The sequence below is a fragment of the Corynebacterium sp. HMSC06C06 genome (assembly GCF_001807295.1).
In the GTDB taxonomy this organism is placed as follows: domain Bacteria; phylum Actinomycetota; class Actinomycetes; order Mycobacteriales; family Mycobacteriaceae; genus Corynebacterium; species Corynebacterium striatum.
The window spans coordinates 14,145-30,331 of sequence record NZ_KV788493.1 but is presented as its reverse complement, the minus strand read 5'-3'; the positions used below and the strand labels follow the sequence as shown (position 1 = coordinate 30,331).

The following is a 16,187-nucleotide window of genomic DNA, read 5'->3' as shown; positions in this document are numbered from 1 at the left end:
AGCCAAAGGCAGAAGAGAAGTCTGAGCCTAAGGCAGAAGAAAAGGCAGAGCCTAAGGTCGAGGAGAAGGAAGAGAAGTCCGCACCAGCAGCTTCTGACTCCAAGCCTGCAGTTTCTGAGGGCTCCACCAAGATCAACAACGGCGACGACGTTCCTTACGTCACCCCGCTGGTCCGCAAGCTGGCTGAGAAGCACGGCGTAGACCTCTCCACTGTCTCCGGCACCGGCGTCGGCGGCCGCATCCGCAAGCAGGATGTTCTGGCTGCTGCTGGCGAGGGCGAGGCTCCGGCTTCCGCACACGCAGGCTCCACCGATACTCGCGCTCGCTGGTCCACCAAGTCTGTCGACCCAGAAAAGCAGGAGCTCATCGGCACCACGCAGAAGGTCAACCGCATCCGCGAAATCACCGCTGCAAAGATGGTCGAGGCACTGCAGATTTCTGCCCAGCTCACCCACGTCCAGGAAGTCGACATGACCGCCATCTGGGATCTGCGCAAGCAGTCCAAGCAGGCCTTCATCGAAAAGTACGAGGCAAACCTGTCCTTCCTGCCGTTCATCGTTAAGGCAACCGTTGAGGCTCTGGTTTCCCACCCGAACGTCAATGCTTCCTACAACCCTGAGACCAAGGAAATGACCTACCACGCAGACGTCAACGTGGCCATCGCAGTTGATACCCCACGTGGCCTGCTCACCCCGGTCATCCACAAGGCACAGGACCTCACCCTGCCGGAGATTGCCAAGGCAATCGCTGAGCTGGCTGACAAGGCACGCAACAACAAGCTGAAGCCAAACGATCTGACCGGTGCAACCTTCACCGTCACCAACATCGGCTCTGAAGGCGCGCTGCTGGATACCCCAATTCTGGTTCCGCCACAGGCTGGCATCCTCGGCACCGCTGCTATCACCAAGCGTGCGGTTGTCGTGAACGAGAACGGCCAGGATGCAATCGCCATCCGCCACATGTGCTACCTGCCATTCACCTACGACCACCAGGTCGTCGACGGTGCTGACGCAGGCCGCTTCATCACCACCATCAAGGACCGCCTCGAGACCGCTGATTTCGCAGCTGACCTCGACATCTAAGTCCTGATTCCCGCTTAAGGGTCACGGCCCCTTCGCTCCCCCCACATCTGCTGGGTGCGAAGGGGCCGTAGGTGTTTTCATGACCGCCAGATTCTGCCCGCTAGATTTCGCCCGCTAAGACTTGTCCCCCCAATCTCTAATGTGAGACACGACACTATATACTGTGACGCATGCTGCGTTCAGATTGGTTCCGCGTTGCCTTAGGCATGTTCCTTGTGGCTTTTGGCGCCAATTTCTTCGCGCCCATGGTCGTGGTCTATCAGCTGAAGGCGGGCCTGAGTTTTAGTCAGTCATCGTTCCTCTTCGGTGTCTACGCCCTCGGGCTCATGGTGGCGCTCTTCCTAGGCGGCCCACTATCAGACTCTCTTGGCCGGAAAACCATAATGCGCCCTGCCGTGGCGTGCACGCTGGTTGGCTCGCTGGTGCTGATGCTCGGAAACTCGGGTAGCTTTCTTGTGCTCCTGGTAGGCCGCCTCATCATTGGCGCCGCAGTGGGCCTGGCGATGTGCTCCGGCGCTGCATGGCTCAAGGAGCTCAGCACCTCCGCTGTCACCGGTGCACGCCGCTCCTCTATCTCTCTTTCCCTTGGCTTCTCCCTCGCACCCGGTGTCTGCGGACTGCTCGCCGAATTCGCGCCCGCCCCAACGCTGCTCCCCTTCCTCGCACCAGTCAGCCTAGCTATCCTCATCATTCCATTGGTGTGGACTACTCCAGCCGATCACTGCCCGAGCGCCCAAGCCGCCGCTACCCGCGCTGCCCATCGGGTCTGGGTCCCACGCAGCCTATTTAGCCGGCGTTTTCTTCCAGTCGCCGTTTATGCGCCGTGGGTATTCGGCACCGCCACCACTGGTTTGGTGTTCATGCCTGCATTGCTCAGCGAGCATTCCGCGCATCCAGTCCTGCTCACTGGCGCCATCGCTTTCCTGACCATGGGCACCGGCGTCGCCACTCAGCGTCTCGCAGGGCGCTTTCACTTCACCGCGGCTCACGGAATGTTCCTTGCAGCCATCGGCATGGCGTTGTGCTTGCTGCTCGCCACACAGCGCACTGAAAGCTGGACGCTGTGGCTACTCCCGTTCATCGCCATCGTGATGGGCAGTGCCTATGGCATCACGATGCTCACCGGACTCGCCCAAACTCAATCTTTAGCCGATCCAAAAGAGTTGGGGGCAGCAACGGGGGTGTTCTATTCACTGACTTATCTTGGCTTTTTCGCGCCGTTCATCTTGTCAAGACTGGGTCCAGCAGTGGGCTATTCGGCCACTTTTATGTGTGGTGTTGTCATTGCACTATTAACAACAGTGTGGCTTAGGGAACTCGGTAGGGGTAAACGAGTTTAGGCCACAGCAACAGGCCTTATACTTAATTCCGGTTTAGGCCATGTTTTAGGCATTCACCATGACGTCCTTCACGGAGCTTCTTTCAAAGGAGATTGAACTTATGGATTTCATCTCGCGCCACCTCGGACCAAATTCTTCCGAGCAAGCGACGATGCTCAACGCACTGGGGTACAACAGCATCGACGCTCTTGTCGACGCTGCCCTGCCCACCACCATCCGCGCCGCATCGGCACCAGCCCTGCCTGATGCGCTGAGCGAAAATGCAGCGCAGGACAAGCTGCGCGAATACGCCAGCCAGAACATCGTGTTGAAGTCCTTCTATGGCCAGGGCTACTCCGATACGCTTACCCCGGCCGTCATCCGCCGCGGCCTGCTGGAGGACGCTGGTTGGTACACCGCTTATACCCCGTACCAGCCGGAGATCTCCCAGGGCCGCCTGGAAGCACTTCTGAACTTCCAGACCATGATCGAATCCCTGACTGGTCTGCCCATCGCCAACGCTTCCCTGCTGGACGAGGCATCCGCCACCGCTGAAGCAGTCGGCCTAATGTCCCGCGCGGTCAAGAAGGGCCGCCGCGTCATCCTGGACTCCCGCCTACATCCGCAGGTGCTCGCTGTGGCGGCGGAGCGCGCTCGCGCCATCGAACTCGAGGTGGAAATCCTCGATATCCGCGAGGGCCTCGTGGGCGAAGACCTCATCGGCGCCGTCATTGCGTACACCGGCACCGAGGGCGACATTTACGACCCACGCGGTGTCATCGAGGAGCTGCACACCCGCGGCGCAGTAGCCACCATCGTGGCCGATCCGCTCTCCCTCCTCCTTCTGGAGGCACCGGGCAAGCTGGGCGCTGACATCGTCATCGGCTCCACGCAGCGCTTCGGCGTTCCACTGTTCTTCGGTGGCCCGCACGCGGCATTCATGGCTGTCACCGACAAGCTCAAGCGCCAGATGCCTGGCCGCTTGGTCGGCGTTTCCAAGGACGCCGAGGGCCGCCCGGCGTACCGCCTGGCCCTGCAGACCCGTGAGCAGCATATCCGCCGTGAACGCGCTACCTCCAACATCTGTACCGCGCAGGCGCTGTTGGCCAACGTAGCGTCCATGTACGCTGTCTACCACGGTCCAGAAGGCCTGAAGAAGATCGCTGAGCACGTTCACGGGCTCGCCGCTTCCTTCGCCGCTGCCGTAAAGGGCGCAGGCAAGACCCTGGTCGCTGACGAGTTCTTCGACACCGTCACTGTCACCGGCGTCGACGCCGCAGGCATCAAGGCATCCCTTCAACAACAGGGGTACCTCGTGCGCGCTATCGGCTCCGAGAAGATCTCCGTCTCCTTTGGTGAGTCCGCAACGCTTGACGACGTCGCCAAGCTCGCCGCCGCATTCGGCGCAGAGTCCGCAGACAAGGACAACGCCGAGTCCGCCGTTAATGCCCTGCCTTCCGCGCTCGTCCGCGCCGAGGCTCCGCTGGAGCACGAGATCTTCAACTCCCTCCACTCCGAAACCCAGATGCTTCGCTACCTGCGCACCCTGGCGGACAAGGACCTGGCTCTGGACCGCACCATGATTCCGCTGGGTTCGTGCACCATGAAGCTCAACCCCACTGCCGCCATGGAGCCCATCTCCTGGCCAGAGTTCGCGGGCATCCACCCATACGCACCGGAAGAGACCACCGCAGGCTGGCGCGCCCTCATCGAGGAACTCGAGGGCTGGCTCGCTGAGCTGACCGGGTATGCAAAGGTCTCCATCCAGCCCAACGCTGGTTCCCAGGGTGAGCTGGCCGGCCTGCTGGCCATCCGCCGCTACCACGTTGCCAACGGAGACTCTGGCCGCGACGTCATCCTCATCCCATCTTCCGCACACGGCACCAACGCGGCCTCTGCTACCTTGGCTAACCTGCGGGTGGTCGTCGTTGCTACCGCAGACGATGGCTCCATCGACCTGGCAGACCTGGATGCCAAGATCGAACAGCACGGTGAGCACATCGCCGGCATCATGATCACTTACCCATCCACCCACGGCGTGTTCGACCCCGAGGTCCGCGACGTGTGCGACAAGGTCCACGCTGCTGGCGGCCAGGTCTACATCGACGGCGCAAACATGAACGCTCTGACCGGTTGGGCACGCCCCGGCGAGTTCGGTGGCGATGTCTCCCACCTCAACCTGCACAAGACCTTCACCATCCCGCATGGTGGCGGTGGACCGGGCGTTGGCCCGGTGGGCGTCGCCAAGCACTTAGTGCCCTTCCTACCGACCAACGCCAACGACGCCTCCATCGATCCGGCCCAGCCGACCCCGACCGAGCACGGCGTTCCCTCCACCGCCAGCCAGTACGGCTCCGCCGGCGTGCTGCCGATTTCGTGGGCATACCTGGCCATGGTGGGCTCCGAGGGCGTCGCGCAGGCCACCAGCCACGCAATCCTGGGCGCTAACTACCTGGCTAAGTCCCTGCAGGATTCCTTCCCGGTTCTCTACACCGGCAACGAGGGCCTCGTGGCGCACGAATGTATCTTCGACCTGCGCGACCTGACCGACGCCTCCGGCGTCACCGCGGCCGATGTGGCAAAGCGCCTCGTGGACTACGGCTTCCACGCACCGACCCTGTCCTTCCCGGTGGCTGGCACCCTGATGGTCGAGCCGACCGAATCCGAGGACTTGGCCGAGCTAGACCGCTTCATCGAGGCTATGCGCTCCATCCGCGCGGAAATCCAGGACATCATCGACGGCAAGGTCGAGTACGAGGCATCCGTCATCCACAACGCTCCGTACACCGCTGCGTCCGTCGCATCCGACGAGTGGAACTACGGCTTTACCCGCCAGGAAGCTGCCTACCCAGTTGCTTCCCTGCGTGCCAACAAGTACTTCCCGCCGGTGCGCCGCATCGACGAGGCTTACGGTGACCGCAACCTCGTGTGCGCCTGCCCGCCACCAGAGGCTTTCGATCTGACTGAAGAGGACTAAACAATGACTGAATTGCTCAACTCCCCGCTGCATGCAGAGCATGAAAAGCTTGGCGCATCCTTTACGGCTTTCGGCCCGTGGAACATGCCGCTGAAGTACGACAACGAATTGGAAGAGCACCGCGCGGTGCGCAACTCCGCTGGCCTATTCGATCTTTCCCACATGGGCGAGATTTGGGTCAACGGTAAAGACGCTGCCAAGTTCTTGTCCTACAGCTTCATCTCCGACCTGACCAACCTCAAGGTGGGCAAAGCAAAGTACTCGATGATCTGTGCCGAAGACGGCGGAATCATCGATGACCTCATCACCTACCGCTTAGACGAGACCAAGTTCCTGGTCGTGCCAAACGCCGGCAACGCCGACGTGGTCTGGGAGGCACTCAACGAGCGCGCTGAGGGCTTCGATGTGGACCTCAACAACGAGTCCCGCGACGTCGCCATGATCGCAGTACAGGGCCCGAAAGCTGCGGAGATTCTCATCCCGCTGGTCGAGGACACCAAGCAGGAAGCCGTCATGGAGCTGCCGTACTACGCAGCGATGACGGGCAAGGTCGCCCGCAAGTATGCCTTCATCTGCCGTACCGGTTACACCGGTGAGGACGGCTTCGAGCTCATCGTCTACAACTCCGACGCCCCAGAGCTGTGGCAGGAGCTGCTCAAGGCTGGCGCTGAGTACGACATCCGCCCGTGTGGTCTGGCTGCTCGTGACTCCCTGCGCTTGGAGGCCGGCATGCCGCTCTATGGCAACGAGCTCTCCCGCGACATCACCCCGGTAGAGGCCGGCATGGCGCGTGCTTTTGCCAAGAAGGAAGCCGACTTCGTGGGCGCGGACGTCGTGCGTCAGCGTGCCGAAGAGGGTCCACAGGTTGCTATCACCGGTTTGGTCTCTGAGCAGCGCCGCGCTGCCCGTGCCGGCTCCGAGGTCTTCGTGGGCGAGACCAAGGTGGGCTCTGTAACCTCCGGTCAACCTTCCCCGACCCTGGGCCACCCGGTTGCCATTGCTTTGCTGGACACCAGCGCGAACCTGCAGGCCGGCGACGCCGTCGAGGTCGACATCCGGGGCAAGCGCTACCCATTCACCGTCGCAGCACTTCCGTTCTACAAGCGCGAAAAATAATCCGCGCTACCGTCTCAACCGTTAAGATAACTAGGCAAGCACCGAACAGCCGCATGGCGCTGTTCGGCCGCGTCTAGGCTTATACCTTGAAAGGACCCCACCACCATGGCTAACCTTCCTGCAGATTTCTCCTACTCCGAGGACCACGAGTGGATCAACTCCTCCGCTGATGCCGCTACCGGCAACACCGTTCGCATTGGCATTACCTCCGTGGCTGCGGACCGCCTGGGCGAGGTCGTCTTCGCCGAGCTGCCGGCAGTTGGTGACACCGTCACCGCTGGCGACACCTGTGGCGAGGTCGAGTCCACCAAGTCTGTCTCTGACCTCTACTCCCCAGTAACCGGCACCGTTACCGCCGTCAACGAGGCCGTGCACGATGACTACGCAGTCATCAACAACGACCCATTCGGAGAGGGCTGGCTCTTCGAGGTCGAGGTCTCCGAGACCGGCGAACTGATGACCGCTGACGAGTACGCTGCCGCAAACGGCGTCTAGTCACAACGCATAAGGCGGGAGGGGATTTCCTCCCGCCTTATGCATGCCCGACTTTCGGTGGCAGTATGAGTAGCGAATCAGTTCTAAACAACCAAAGGAAGCATCCCGAATGACTGCTCCTCGCGAGCCTTTCTTCCCCGCTGACCGTTCCATCCGCGCGTCTGAAGAGCCCCTGGAAATCCGCCATCTCGGCCGCATGGACTATCAAGAGGCGTGGGACCTGCAAGCCGACCTGGCTGCCAAGCGCGCTGCTGGTGAGCACGGCGATGTCATCTTGGTGGTAGAGCACCCGAACATCTATACCGCGGGCAAGCGCACCCAGCCGGAGGATATGCCGGACAATGGTCTGCCCGTCATCACCGTGGACCGCGGCGGGCGCATCACCTGGCACGGCGAGGGCCAGCTGGTGGTCTATCCGATCCTCAAGCTAGCAGAGCCAGTCGACGTCGTGGATTACGTTCGCCGCCTCGAAGAGGCCATCATTCAGACCGTGCGCGAACTCGGCGTTGTCACCGCTGGGCGCGTGGACGGCCGCTCAGGTGTGTGGGTGCCATCGACCACTCGTGCTGCCGATCCGCAGGCGCCGACCCGCGACCGCAAGATTGCTGCCCTGGGCATTCGCATCACCCGCGGCGTGACCATGCACGGCCTAGCGCTGAACTGCACCAACACGCTGGAGTACTACGACCACATCGTCGCCTGCGGCATCGACGACGCCGACGTCACCACCTTGAGCTTGGAGCTCGGCCGCGAGGTCACCATGGAGGAGGCTTCCGCACCGCTTCTCGACGCCCTCGAGCGCGCGCTTTCCGGTGAGCTCACCGTCGCAGACCACTCATTCGCCTCGGCACCTGACCCCATCAAAGTGGCGAATGAAAAGGCCCGGCAAAAGCGCCTCGCACAGGCGCAACAGAGCGGTGTAAATAAACCCGAATAAAAAGCGGAATATTCCGCCACACGCCCCATTTGTATTAGTTAGAGACAATTCCGACCCCGTAGAGTGAGTTTTCGTGACTGTTAAGCCTGAAGGACGCAAGATGCTCCGCATTGAGAAGAAGAATGCGGAATCCCCCATCGAACAGAAGCCTCGCTGGATCCGCAACCAGGTCCGCACCGGCCCGGGCTACGAGGACATGAAGTCCCGCGTGTCCGGCGCTTCCCTGCACACCGTGTGCCAGGAGGCTGGTTGCCCGAATATCCACGAGTGCTGGGAATCGCGCGAGGCCACCTTCCTCATCGGTGGCGACAAGTGCACCCGCCGCTGCGATTTCTGCGACATCGCCACCGGTAAGCCGGCGGAGTTGGACCGCGACGAGCCGCGCCGCGTTGCAGAAAACATCCAGGAGATGGATCTCAACTACACCACCATCACGGGCGTGACCCGCGACGATCTGTCGGATGAAGGCGCGTGGCTCTACGCCGAGGTCGTGCGCAAGATTCACGAGCTCAACCCGCGCACCGGTGTGGAAAACCTGACCCCCGACTTCTCCGGCAAGCCGGACCTTCTGCAGGAGGTCTTCGAGGCTCGCCCTGAGGTCTTCGCTCACAACCTGGAGACCGTGCCGCGTATCTTCAAGCGCATCCGCCCAGCCTTCCGCTACGAGCGTTCCCTCGACGTCATTCGCCAGGCTCACGACTTTGGTCTCATCACCAAGTCCAACCTGATCCTGGGCATGGGCGAGACCAAGGATGAGATCGAAGAAGCACTGCGTGATCTGCGCTCTGCTGGCTGCGACATCATCACCATTACCCAGTACCTGCGCCCAGGCCCGCGCTTCCACCCAATCGAGCGCTGGGTACGCCCAGAGGAGTTCGTGGAGCACTCCAAGCTAGCTAAGGAACTCGGCTTCGGCGGCGTCATGTCCGGCCCACTGGTCCGTTCCTCCTACCGCGCTGGCCGCCTGTACGTGCAGGCTATGGAAGCACGCGGCTTCGAGCTTCCGGATAATCTCAAGCACCTCGCTGAGACCTCCCAGGGCGCAACTGCGCAGGAAGCTTCCACGCTGCTTGAGAAGTACGGCCCTTCAGAGGAGACCCCTGTGACCACGCGCATGGCCAAGACCCCGGCTAACGCCAACTCCGCCGCTGCTGCAATTCGGTAATTAGCAGCGCCGACCTTTAAAGTAGGAACCATGGCACAAGACGATAAGGCAAGCCTGAAGGCTGCAAAGAAGCAAGAGCGCGCCGCGAAACGCGAGCAGCGCAAGCAAACCCGCTCCCAGATGTGGCAAGCGTTCAACATGCAACGCAAGCAGGACAAGGCGCTGATCCCGATCATGCTCGCCGCTTTCCTCGGAATGGGCCTGCTTTTCTTCCTTATCGGCCTGCTCTTCAACGGCCAGTGGTTCATGCTCATCCTAGGTCTGGGCATCGGCGCCCTGCTCGCGATGTGGCTGTTCACCCGCCGTCTTGAGCGCGACATGTACAAGAAGGTTGAGGATCAGCCAGGTGTGGCTGGCTGGGCTCTGGAGCAGCAGCTGCGCAACACCGTGGGCATCGTCTGGAAGGTCAAGACTGCGGTTGGCGTTACTCGCCACCAGGACCTCATCCACCGTGTTATCGGCAACGCCGGCGTCATCTTCGTCTGCGAGGGTGACCGCAAGCGTCTAACCCCAGTTCTCAACACGCTGAAGAAGCGCGTGGACAAGCTCGCCGGTGGCGTGCCGGTCTACGAGGTCTGGGTTGGCAACGGCGAGGACGAGGTTCCAGTATCCAAGCTGCGCAATCACGTGATGAAGTTCCCGCGCAACTTCAAAAAGGATGAGACTTACGCAAACATCCGCAAGATTGAGGCCATGGATGACCTGCCAGGCACCACCCCGGGTCTGCCGAAGGGCCCGATGCCACGCCAGGCGCAGAACATGGCTGGCATGAACCGCCGCTTGCGCCGCGCACAGCAGCGCAAGGGCAAATAATACTTGTGCAAACCGGCCCTTTCCTTGGAATCCACCAAGGAAAGGGCCGGTTTTTGGTATTTGTAGGAGCCGCTTGGCGACGCCGCAAGATAGAAGAACTAGACCATGATCACTGCGGTGCCGGTTGCGCGGTCGTGGATACCGCGGCCGTCGGTATCGACCATTGCGGCCGGAAAGAGGAAGCCGGTGAGGATGGTGCGCGCTGCCGCGCGCCAGAATCCCACGCGCTCACCGGGGACATCAAGACGCGCCACGCCCATGCCGAGCACCAACATGCCGGGGGTGCGTGCGAAGAGCCAGCCACAGATAATGCCGACGAGGACCCACAGAGCATAGCCCAAGAACGCCGCACCGCCGAGCGCGTCGGTGAACATGATGATCAGGTTGGCTAGCAACATGCACATGATCCAATCGATGAGCACAGCGCCCGCGCGGCGTGCCACCGGCGCCAACGCACCAGCTCCCTTTTCGGGGAGCCCAAGCTTTTCACCAGGCCACTTTCCTGGGCCCTCAAAATCATCATTTTCACCTGGAATCTCGGGCCCATCGAGCCATGTTCGCTTATCCGCCATGCTGACTAATCTAGCGCCCCAGCTGCCACAAGCGAAAACCAAAAAAGTTCTCCCAAAATACCTATTGATCGATGGGCTATCGTCCGAGCGCCAATCAAAATAGGTAAACTCACTAAAAGAACATTTTTCTAAACCCTGAGGAGACAAAACAGTGTCTTTCGAGTCCGTCCAGGAGATCGTCAACTTCATTGAGGCAGAGGACGTAGAGTTCGTCGATATTCGCTTCACCGACGTCCCCGGTACCGAGCACCACTTTTCCATTCCGGCATCTGAATTCACGATGGAAGCAGCTGAAGAGGGCCTAGCATTCGACGGCTCCTCGATCCGCGGCTTTACCTCCATCGATGAGTCTGACATGACCCTGCTGCCAGACCCAGCAACCGCCATAGTGGACCCATTCCGCTCCTCCAAGACGCTGAACATCAAGTTCTTCGTCAACGATCCTTTCACCTTGGAGCCCTTCTCCCGCGACCCACGCAACGTCGCAATGAAGGCCGAGGAGTATCTCGCCTCCACCGGTATCGCTGACGTTTGTAACTTCGGCGCTGAGGCCGAGTTCTACCTCTTCGACTCCGTGCGCTACTCCACCGACGTCGAGCACGGCTTCTACGAGGTAGACACCGACGAGGGTTGGTGGAACCGCGGCAACGAGGCCGACTTCGATGGCAATCCAAACACCGGCTACAAGACCCGCATTAAGGGTGGTTACTTCCCCACCGCGCCCGTCGATAAGCACGGCGAAATCCGCGACGCAATGGTACGCAACCTGCAGGAGGCAGGATTTACCATCGAGCGTTTCCACCACGAGGTCGGCGGTGGCCAGAACGAGATCAACTACCGCTTCAACTCCCTGCTGCACGCGGCTGATGATATCCAGACCTTCAAGTACATCATCAAAAACACCGCTGCTTTGTACGGCAAGTCCGCAACCTTCATGCCAAAGCCACTGGCTGGCGACAACGGCTCCGGTATGCACGCCCACATGTCTCTGTGGAAGGACGGCAAGCCGCTGTTCTACGATGAGGCAGGCTACGGTGGCCTCTCCGACATCGCTCGTTACTACATCGGCGGTATCCTCCACCACGCACCGGCTGTTTTGGCGTTTACCAACCCAACCCTGAACTCCTACCACCGCCTTGTGCCGGGCTTCGAGGCTCCAATCAACCTCGTTTACTCCCAGCGCAACCGCTCTGCGGCGATCCGCATTCCGATCACCGGCTCCAACCCAAAGGCAAAACGCATCGAGTTCCGCGCCCCGGATCCATCGGGCAACCCATACTTCGGTTTCGCAGCCATGATGATGGCTGGCTTGGACGGCATCAAGAACCGCATCGAGCCGCACGCACCGGTCGACAAAGACCTTTACGAGCTGCCACCGGCAGAGCAGGCTTCCATCCCGCAGGCACCAACCAGCCTTGAGGCTTCCCTGCGCGCTCTGGAGGAGGACAACGAGTTCCTGACCGAGGGCGACGTATTCACTGAGGATCTCATCGAGACCTACCTGCAGTACAAGAACGAAAAGGAAATCGCTCCTTCCCGCCTGCGCCCGACGCCGCTCGAGTTTGAAATGTACTACGACTGCTAAGCCCTCTGTTTAGAGCTACCACCCGCGCTTCTGGGCGCGGGTTCTGGCGTTTTAGCAGGCTTTCGACTCCGATTCTTTGCGAGCGTACAATCAGCGGCGCCGGTCCCCTCATCTCAGTAGAAAATGAATTCAGCGCGTTAAGGTGAAGGTTATGCCTTTAACCTTTGTTTCCTTGGCCCAAGCAAACATGCCTGCGATCAGGGAGATTCTCGTGCCTTTGCCGCGCGATGGCATCTTTCTTCTAACCTCAACGCTGCTACTGGAGACCTCCTTCCCCGGCGCGCGTGACTTCTATGCCACAGCTTGGCGCTACGCCTATTCCGACTGCGAACTCTTCTTTGCGCTCGCTTCCCGCGGTGAACTACTCATCACCGTCAACGACGCCGTCCTAGTCTGCGTTGACTCTTCGCATCCGTGGACCTCCTACGAGGAGGTCTTCGACTCCATCGCCTCCGGCCGCATCTTCGTGGTCGAGGACGCAGACGTGCTTCGCGACGTCGTCAAGCACCACTAAGCTCCGCATCAGCTACCAACCTGCGTCCGAACCATCCTTCCGCCCCAAACACCCCACCTAGGCAGCACAAGACGGTCAAAGTGCACATCAACCGCTGACGCTGAGCGCACTTTCGACTGTTTTTAGCTCAGCGCAGCAGCAACCAACCCGTTAAACAGCGGGTGCGGACGCGTCGGGCGCGATTTGTACTCCGGGTGCGCCTGGGTAGCCACCATGAATGGGTGCTCAGGGTACTCAACAAACTCCACCAGCTTTCCATCAGGCGAAGTGCCGGAGAATACGAGGCCGGAGCCCTCAGCAATCTGCTCGCGGTAGGCGTTGTTGACCTCGTAGCGGTGGCGGTGACGCTCAGAGACCTCGGTGGCTCCATAGGCCGCAGCAACAACGGAGCCTTCCTGCAACGTCGCCGGGTACGCGCCCAAGCGCATGGTGCCACCCAAATCGGCCTCGCCGGCTACTGCCGCCTGCTGCTCCTCCATCGTCGCAATAACCGGCGATGGCGTATTCGGGTCGAACTCCGTCGAGGACGCATCCGAAATACCCGCCCGTCGCGCCGCCTCAAGCACCGTGCACTGCAGTCCCAAGCACAAGCCCAGGAAAGGAACCTTCTTCTCACGGGCATAAGACACCGCCGCAATCTTGCCCTCAATCCCGCGCACGCCAAAGCCGCCCGGCACCACAATCGCATCGAGCTCGCCCAGCTGGCCGGCTGCGTCGGTCTCGCAGTCATCTGAGGTAATCCACTTAATGTTTGCCTTCGCATGGTGGGAAAATGCGGCGTGGCGGATAGCCTCCGCCACCGACAGATACGCATCCTGCAGGTCAATGTACTTGCCTACGATGCCCACGGTGACCTCGCGCTGCGGGTTGTGCACGCGATCGAGCAGATCGCCCCACTGGGTCCAATCCACATCGCGGAAAGGCAGGCCTAGCTTGCGGATGACGAAGGTGTCCAGGTGCTCCTTGTAGAGCACCTCTGGGATGTCATAGATGGACGGCGAGTCTGGGCAGGACACTACGCCTTCCTCGTCTACGTCGGTCATCAGCGCGATCTTGTGCTTCAGGCCATCTGGCACCACGCGGTCGCAGCGCAGCACCACCGCATCCGGCACAATGCCGATGGAGCGCAGCTCAGCCACCGAGTGCTGGGTCGGCTTAGTCTTCAGCTCCCCCGACGTGCCCAGGTACGGCACCAGCGAGCAGTGAATGAAGAAGATGTTCTCGCGTCCTACCGCGTGGCGCACCTGGCGGGCGGCTTCGAGGAAGGGCTGAGATTCGATGTCGCCGACCGTGCCACCGATTTCAGAGATAACCACGTCCGGCACGTTGCCCTCAGCATCCGGTTCGGCCATGGCTAACACGCGGTCCTTGATTTCATCCGTGATATGCGGGATGACCTGCACGGTCTTGCCCAAGTATTCACCGCGGCGCTCCTTGGCAATCACCGATGAGTACACCTTGCCCGTGGTCACGTTGGCGTTCTTGCTCAGGTTGCGGTCGAGGAAACGCTCGTAGTGGCCAAGGTCGAGGTCGGTCTCAGCGCCGTCCTCCGTAACGAAGACCTCGCCATGCTCAAACGGATTCATCGTTCCTGGGTCTACGTTGAGGTATGGGTCGAGCTTCTGCATGGTCACGGAGAGCCCGCGGGCGATGAGCAGTTGGCCCAGCGACGCCGCCGTAAGGCCCTTACCCAGGGAGGACACGACGCCTCCGGTGACAAAAATGAACTTGGTCTGCTGACTGGAGCGCGATGGCATGATATGCGCCTTTCGGGAGTTTTGACTGCGAATGCGGCAGGCAATGCGCAACGTTATGACCCCACGATCAAAAAATCCGCGGGCGCCTCACGCGGCGACCTACGGATCTTCAGGCTATCACCGAATCAGCCCAGAAAACAATCAGACGACAGATATGCAGCTAGGAGGGCATTTTTCACTGCGGCAGGAAACGCTAATTTCGCTTCACAAATCCCATACGCGGGTGGAAGCCCTGCGGGTGCTTCATTTGGGCAACTGCATCACCGATGATCATGCGATTGCGCGCGCTTAGCGACGCCGGCATCTGCGCCACCGAGAACCACTGCGCCGCCAAGTTTTCCTCGTCAGAGACAACCGGCTCCGCCCCATCCGGAACACTCAAACGCAGGGCGGTGGACATGAACATGCACTCGTCGCCATTGCCGTAAACAACCGGCCCAACCTGACCTACTCCGAGCAGCGCCTCAGCCTTCGCATCGAGGCCAATTTCCTCTTTGACCTCGCGAATCGCTGTGGTGGTGATTTCCTCTCCCGGCTCGCAGATGCCTTCCACCGGCGCCCACGTCCCATTGTCCGCGCGCTGCACGAGAAGCACCGACGGCACTTCCCACAGCGCAGCGTTCATGGGCACGTCACGAATGATGACCGCCGTGCAAGCCGGCAGGAAGAGTTGGTCGTGGCCAATTTTTTCACGCAATGCGAGGATGTAGTCAGGAGTCGCCATGACATCTACTCTATCCCCGCCTCATTCTTTGCGGTTTATCCACAAGGTTTACTGAGCCTGGGCCACTTCGCTGCCAAGTACCTGCGGGATGAGTTCAAAGATGTCCGCGGCCGGGGTAAAGGACAGTTCCATGTCTGGATGGTCGGAACAATCATGGTTTTCCTGGATTTGCTTGGTCGTGCCAGAGACCACTCCGATAACAGCGTTGCCCCCTGGCAGCGATGCGTATATGGGTCCTCCCGAATCCCCTTGCGTACCGCAGATTCGGGCGCGCGCGGCGGTGGTCTCAAGGTGCGTATCCCCTGCATTGAGCCCACTCTTTTCCGGCCCATGGGTCAGCTCCCCGCAAGTCTCCCCAGTGATGCGCCCTAGCTTGCACAACTGCTGCGGCAATTCCTCAGTAGTGGCAAGATTCACCTCCATATACTTCGGCGTGTAGTAGCCTACGTCGCCATGCAGCTCGATGAACGCCACATCTAGGCCGTGCCCATCCTCAGCAAACAGATCGGAGTAGACCACCTCACCAACAGGTTCGGCTGGATAAGTAAACGTGCGATGAGCGTTGCCAGCCCATACTCGGTCCCCGACCTGGCCACAGTGTGACGCCGTCACCGCGAAGGTACGGCCATCTTCCAGAGTGAAAGACCACGCGGCGGTACACATCTGGAAATCAAAGTACTCACCTGGTTGTGGATCTTGGGAGGAGATATCAAGAGCCGTACCAGGCGGCATCGGCGATACCGCCGGTTTGATCGTTCCAGGGTTAGAAGCGCTGAGTCTATCCGGGGCAGTACTTGCAAGAGGGGTAGCCGCTGCCGCATCTTCTGGTGGGGATGAAGCGGTGAGGGCATTCGCGGCGTCGCCAAGCGCGTGCTGCAGAGTCTCTACAGGAATGAGCGAACAGCCGCCGACGCCAATCGCGAGCGCCACGGCGGCTAGTGGTGTGAAAAAGCGCGGTCTAAACCGCTGCATCACCATCGGTGTTCTTTCCCGGGGTCTCGCCCGTCTTGTTTTCCTTTTCCTTGTTTTCCTTTTCCATCTCGGCCATCTGCTTCATGTCGCGAATGAACTTCTCTGGGTCAAACTCGGTGAAGTATTCCGGGCCGGAGAATTGCTCTTGTGCCATGTCTT

15 protein-coding genes are annotated in these 16,187 nt (G+C 60.5%); 10 read left to right on the top strand and 5 right to left on the bottom strand.

The genetic code is table 11. The features are described from left to right. The 8 genes from sucB to HMPREF3153_RS07160 all read left to right on the top strand — a co-directional run. Positions 1-1,082, top strand: a 1,082-nt coding sequence (gene sucB, locus HMPREF3153_RS07195; protein WP_070420449.1) for a 2-oxoglutarate dehydrogenase, E2 component, dihydrolipoamide succinyltransferase, incomplete at its 5' end; no start/stop codon positions are given. A gap of 170 nt (positions 1,083-1,252) precedes the next feature. After that, a complete protein-coding gene (locus HMPREF3153_RS07190; RefSeq protein WP_070420448.1) occupies positions 1,253-2,422 on the top strand; it encodes an MFS transporter in 1,170 nt (389 codons plus the stop codon). Between the two features lie 100 nt (positions 2,423-2,522). Continuing rightward, a complete protein-coding gene (gene gcvP, locus HMPREF3153_RS07185; RefSeq protein ID WP_070420450.1) occupies positions 2,523-5,378 on the top strand; it encodes an aminomethyl-transferring glycine dehydrogenase in 2,856 nt (951 codons plus the stop codon). A gap of 3 nt (positions 5,379-5,381) precedes the next feature. Further along, entirely contained in the window at positions 5,382-6,494 is a 1,113-nt protein-coding gene (gcvT, locus tag HMPREF3153_RS07180) for a glycine cleavage system aminomethyltransferase GcvT (protein WP_070420447.1), read from the top strand. Positions 6,495-6,599: 105 nt separating this feature from the next. After that, positions 6,600-6,989, top strand: coding sequence for a glycine cleavage system protein GcvH (gene gcvH / locus HMPREF3153_RS07175; protein WP_046645203.1), 390 nt, complete (start codon positions 6,600-6,602; stop codon positions 6,987-6,989). A 109-nt stretch (positions 6,990-7,098) separates the two neighbouring features. Next, complete coding sequence (gene lipB, locus HMPREF3153_RS07170; protein WP_070420446.1) at positions 7,099-7,926, top strand: lipoyl(octanoyl) transferase LipB; 828 nt, start codon at positions 7,099-7,101, stop codon at positions 7,924-7,926. 100 nt (positions 7,927-8,026) lie between these two features. Continuing rightward, on the top strand, positions 8,027-9,091 hold the full coding sequence (gene lipA, locus HMPREF3153_RS07165; RefSeq protein ID WP_070420445.1) for a lipoyl synthase: 1,065 nt from the start codon (positions 8,027-8,029) through the stop codon (positions 9,089-9,091). A 30-nt stretch (positions 9,092-9,121) separates the two neighbouring features. Then, positions 9,122-9,904, top strand: a complete 783-nt coding sequence (locus HMPREF3153_RS07160; RefSeq protein ID WP_046645201.1) for a DUF4191 domain-containing protein — start codon at positions 9,122-9,124, stop codon at positions 9,902-9,904. A 98-nt stretch (positions 9,905-10,002) separates the two neighbouring features. On the opposite strand, the gene HMPREF3153_RS07155 is transcribed toward HMPREF3153_RS07160, so the two are convergent. Beyond that, entirely contained in the window at positions 10,003-10,476 is a 474-nt protein-coding gene (locus HMPREF3153_RS07155; RefSeq protein ID WP_046645200.1) for an RDD family protein, read from the bottom strand. Positions 10,477-10,627: 151 nt separating this feature from the next. On the opposite strand from HMPREF3153_RS07155, the gene glnA reads away from it, so the two are divergent. Beyond that, positions 10,628-12,061 carry a type I glutamate--ammonia ligase gene (gene glnA / locus HMPREF3153_RS07150; protein WP_005528611.1) on the top strand — a complete coding sequence of 478 codons (1,434 nt, stop codon included), beginning with the start codon at positions 10,628-10,630 and terminating at the stop codon, positions 12,059-12,061. Positions 12,062-12,212: 151 nt separating this feature from the next. Next, complete coding sequence (locus HMPREF3153_RS07145; protein WP_070420444.1) at positions 12,213-12,575, top strand: hypothetical protein; 363 nt, start codon at positions 12,213-12,215, stop codon at positions 12,573-12,575. Positions 12,576-12,697: 122 nt separating this feature from the next. Here the strand turns inward: HMPREF3153_RS07145 and HMPREF3153_RS07140 are convergent, their stop codons facing one another. The 4 genes from HMPREF3153_RS07140 to HMPREF3153_RS12740 all read right to left on the bottom strand — a co-directional run bounded on the left by HMPREF3153_RS07140 (position 12,698) and on the right by HMPREF3153_RS12740 (position 16,182). Continuing rightward, positions 12,698-14,332: a CTP synthase gene (locus HMPREF3153_RS07140; protein WP_070420443.1), complete on the bottom strand. Its 1,635-nt coding sequence runs from the start codon at positions 14,330-14,332 to the stop codon at positions 12,698-12,700. 193 nt (positions 14,333-14,525) lie between these two features. After that, positions 14,526-15,056, bottom strand: a complete 531-nt coding sequence (locus tag HMPREF3153_RS07135; protein WP_070420442.1) for an NUDIX hydrolase — start codon at positions 15,054-15,056, stop codon at positions 14,526-14,528. Between the two features lie 48 nt (positions 15,057-15,104). Further along, on the bottom strand, positions 15,105-15,986 hold the full coding sequence (locus HMPREF3153_RS07130; protein WP_246817176.1) for a trypsin-like serine protease: 882 nt from the start codon (positions 15,984-15,986) through the stop codon (positions 15,105-15,107). A 28-nt stretch (positions 15,987-16,014) separates the two neighbouring features. After that, on the bottom strand, positions 16,015-16,182 hold the full coding sequence (locus HMPREF3153_RS12740) for a hypothetical protein (protein ID WP_005528599.1): 168 nt from the start codon (positions 16,180-16,182) through the stop codon (positions 16,015-16,017). Positions 16,183-16,187 lie beyond the last annotated feature (5 nt).

Coding starts and splice junctions, on each gene's coding strand:
- HMPREF3153_RS07190 (WP_070420448.1), top strand. CDS start 1,253: ATGCTGCGTTCAGATTGGTTCCGCGTTGCCTTAGGCATGTTCCTTGTG.
- gcvP (WP_070420450.1), top strand. CDS start 2,523: ATGGATTTCATCTCGCGCCACCTCGGACCAAATTCTTCCGAGCAAGCG.
- gcvT (WP_070420447.1), top strand. CDS start 5,382: ATGACTGAATTGCTCAACTCCCCGCTGCATGCAGAGCATGAAAAGCTT.
- gcvH (WP_046645203.1), top strand. CDS start 6,600: ATGGCTAACCTTCCTGCAGATTTCTCCTACTCCGAGGACCACGAGTGG.
- lipB (WP_070420446.1), top strand. CDS start 7,099: ATGACTGCTCCTCGCGAGCCTTTCTTCCCCGCTGACCGTTCCATCCGC.
- lipA (WP_070420445.1), top strand. CDS start 8,027: ATGCTCCGCATTGAGAAGAAGAATGCGGAATCCCCCATCGAACAGAAG.
- HMPREF3153_RS07160 (WP_046645201.1), top strand. CDS start 9,122: ATGGCACAAGACGATAAGGCAAGCCTGAAGGCTGCAAAGAAGCAAGAG.
- HMPREF3153_RS07155 (WP_046645200.1), bottom strand. CDS start 10,476: ATGGCGGATAAGCGAACATGGCTCGATGGGCCCGAGATTCCAGGTGAA.
- HMPREF3153_RS07145 (WP_070420444.1), top strand. CDS start 12,213: ATGCCTTTAACCTTTGTTTCCTTGGCCCAAGCAAACATGCCTGCGATC.
- HMPREF3153_RS07140 (WP_070420443.1), bottom strand. CDS start 14,332: ATGCCATCGCGCTCCAGTCAGCAGACCAAGTTCATTTTTGTCACCGGA.
- HMPREF3153_RS07135 (WP_070420442.1), bottom strand. CDS start 15,056: ATGGCGACTCCTGACTACATCCTCGCATTGCGTGAAAAAATTGGCCAC.
- HMPREF3153_RS12740 (WP_005528599.1), bottom strand. CDS start 16,182: ATGGCACAAGAGCAATTCTCCGGCCCGGAATACTTCACCGAGTTTGAC.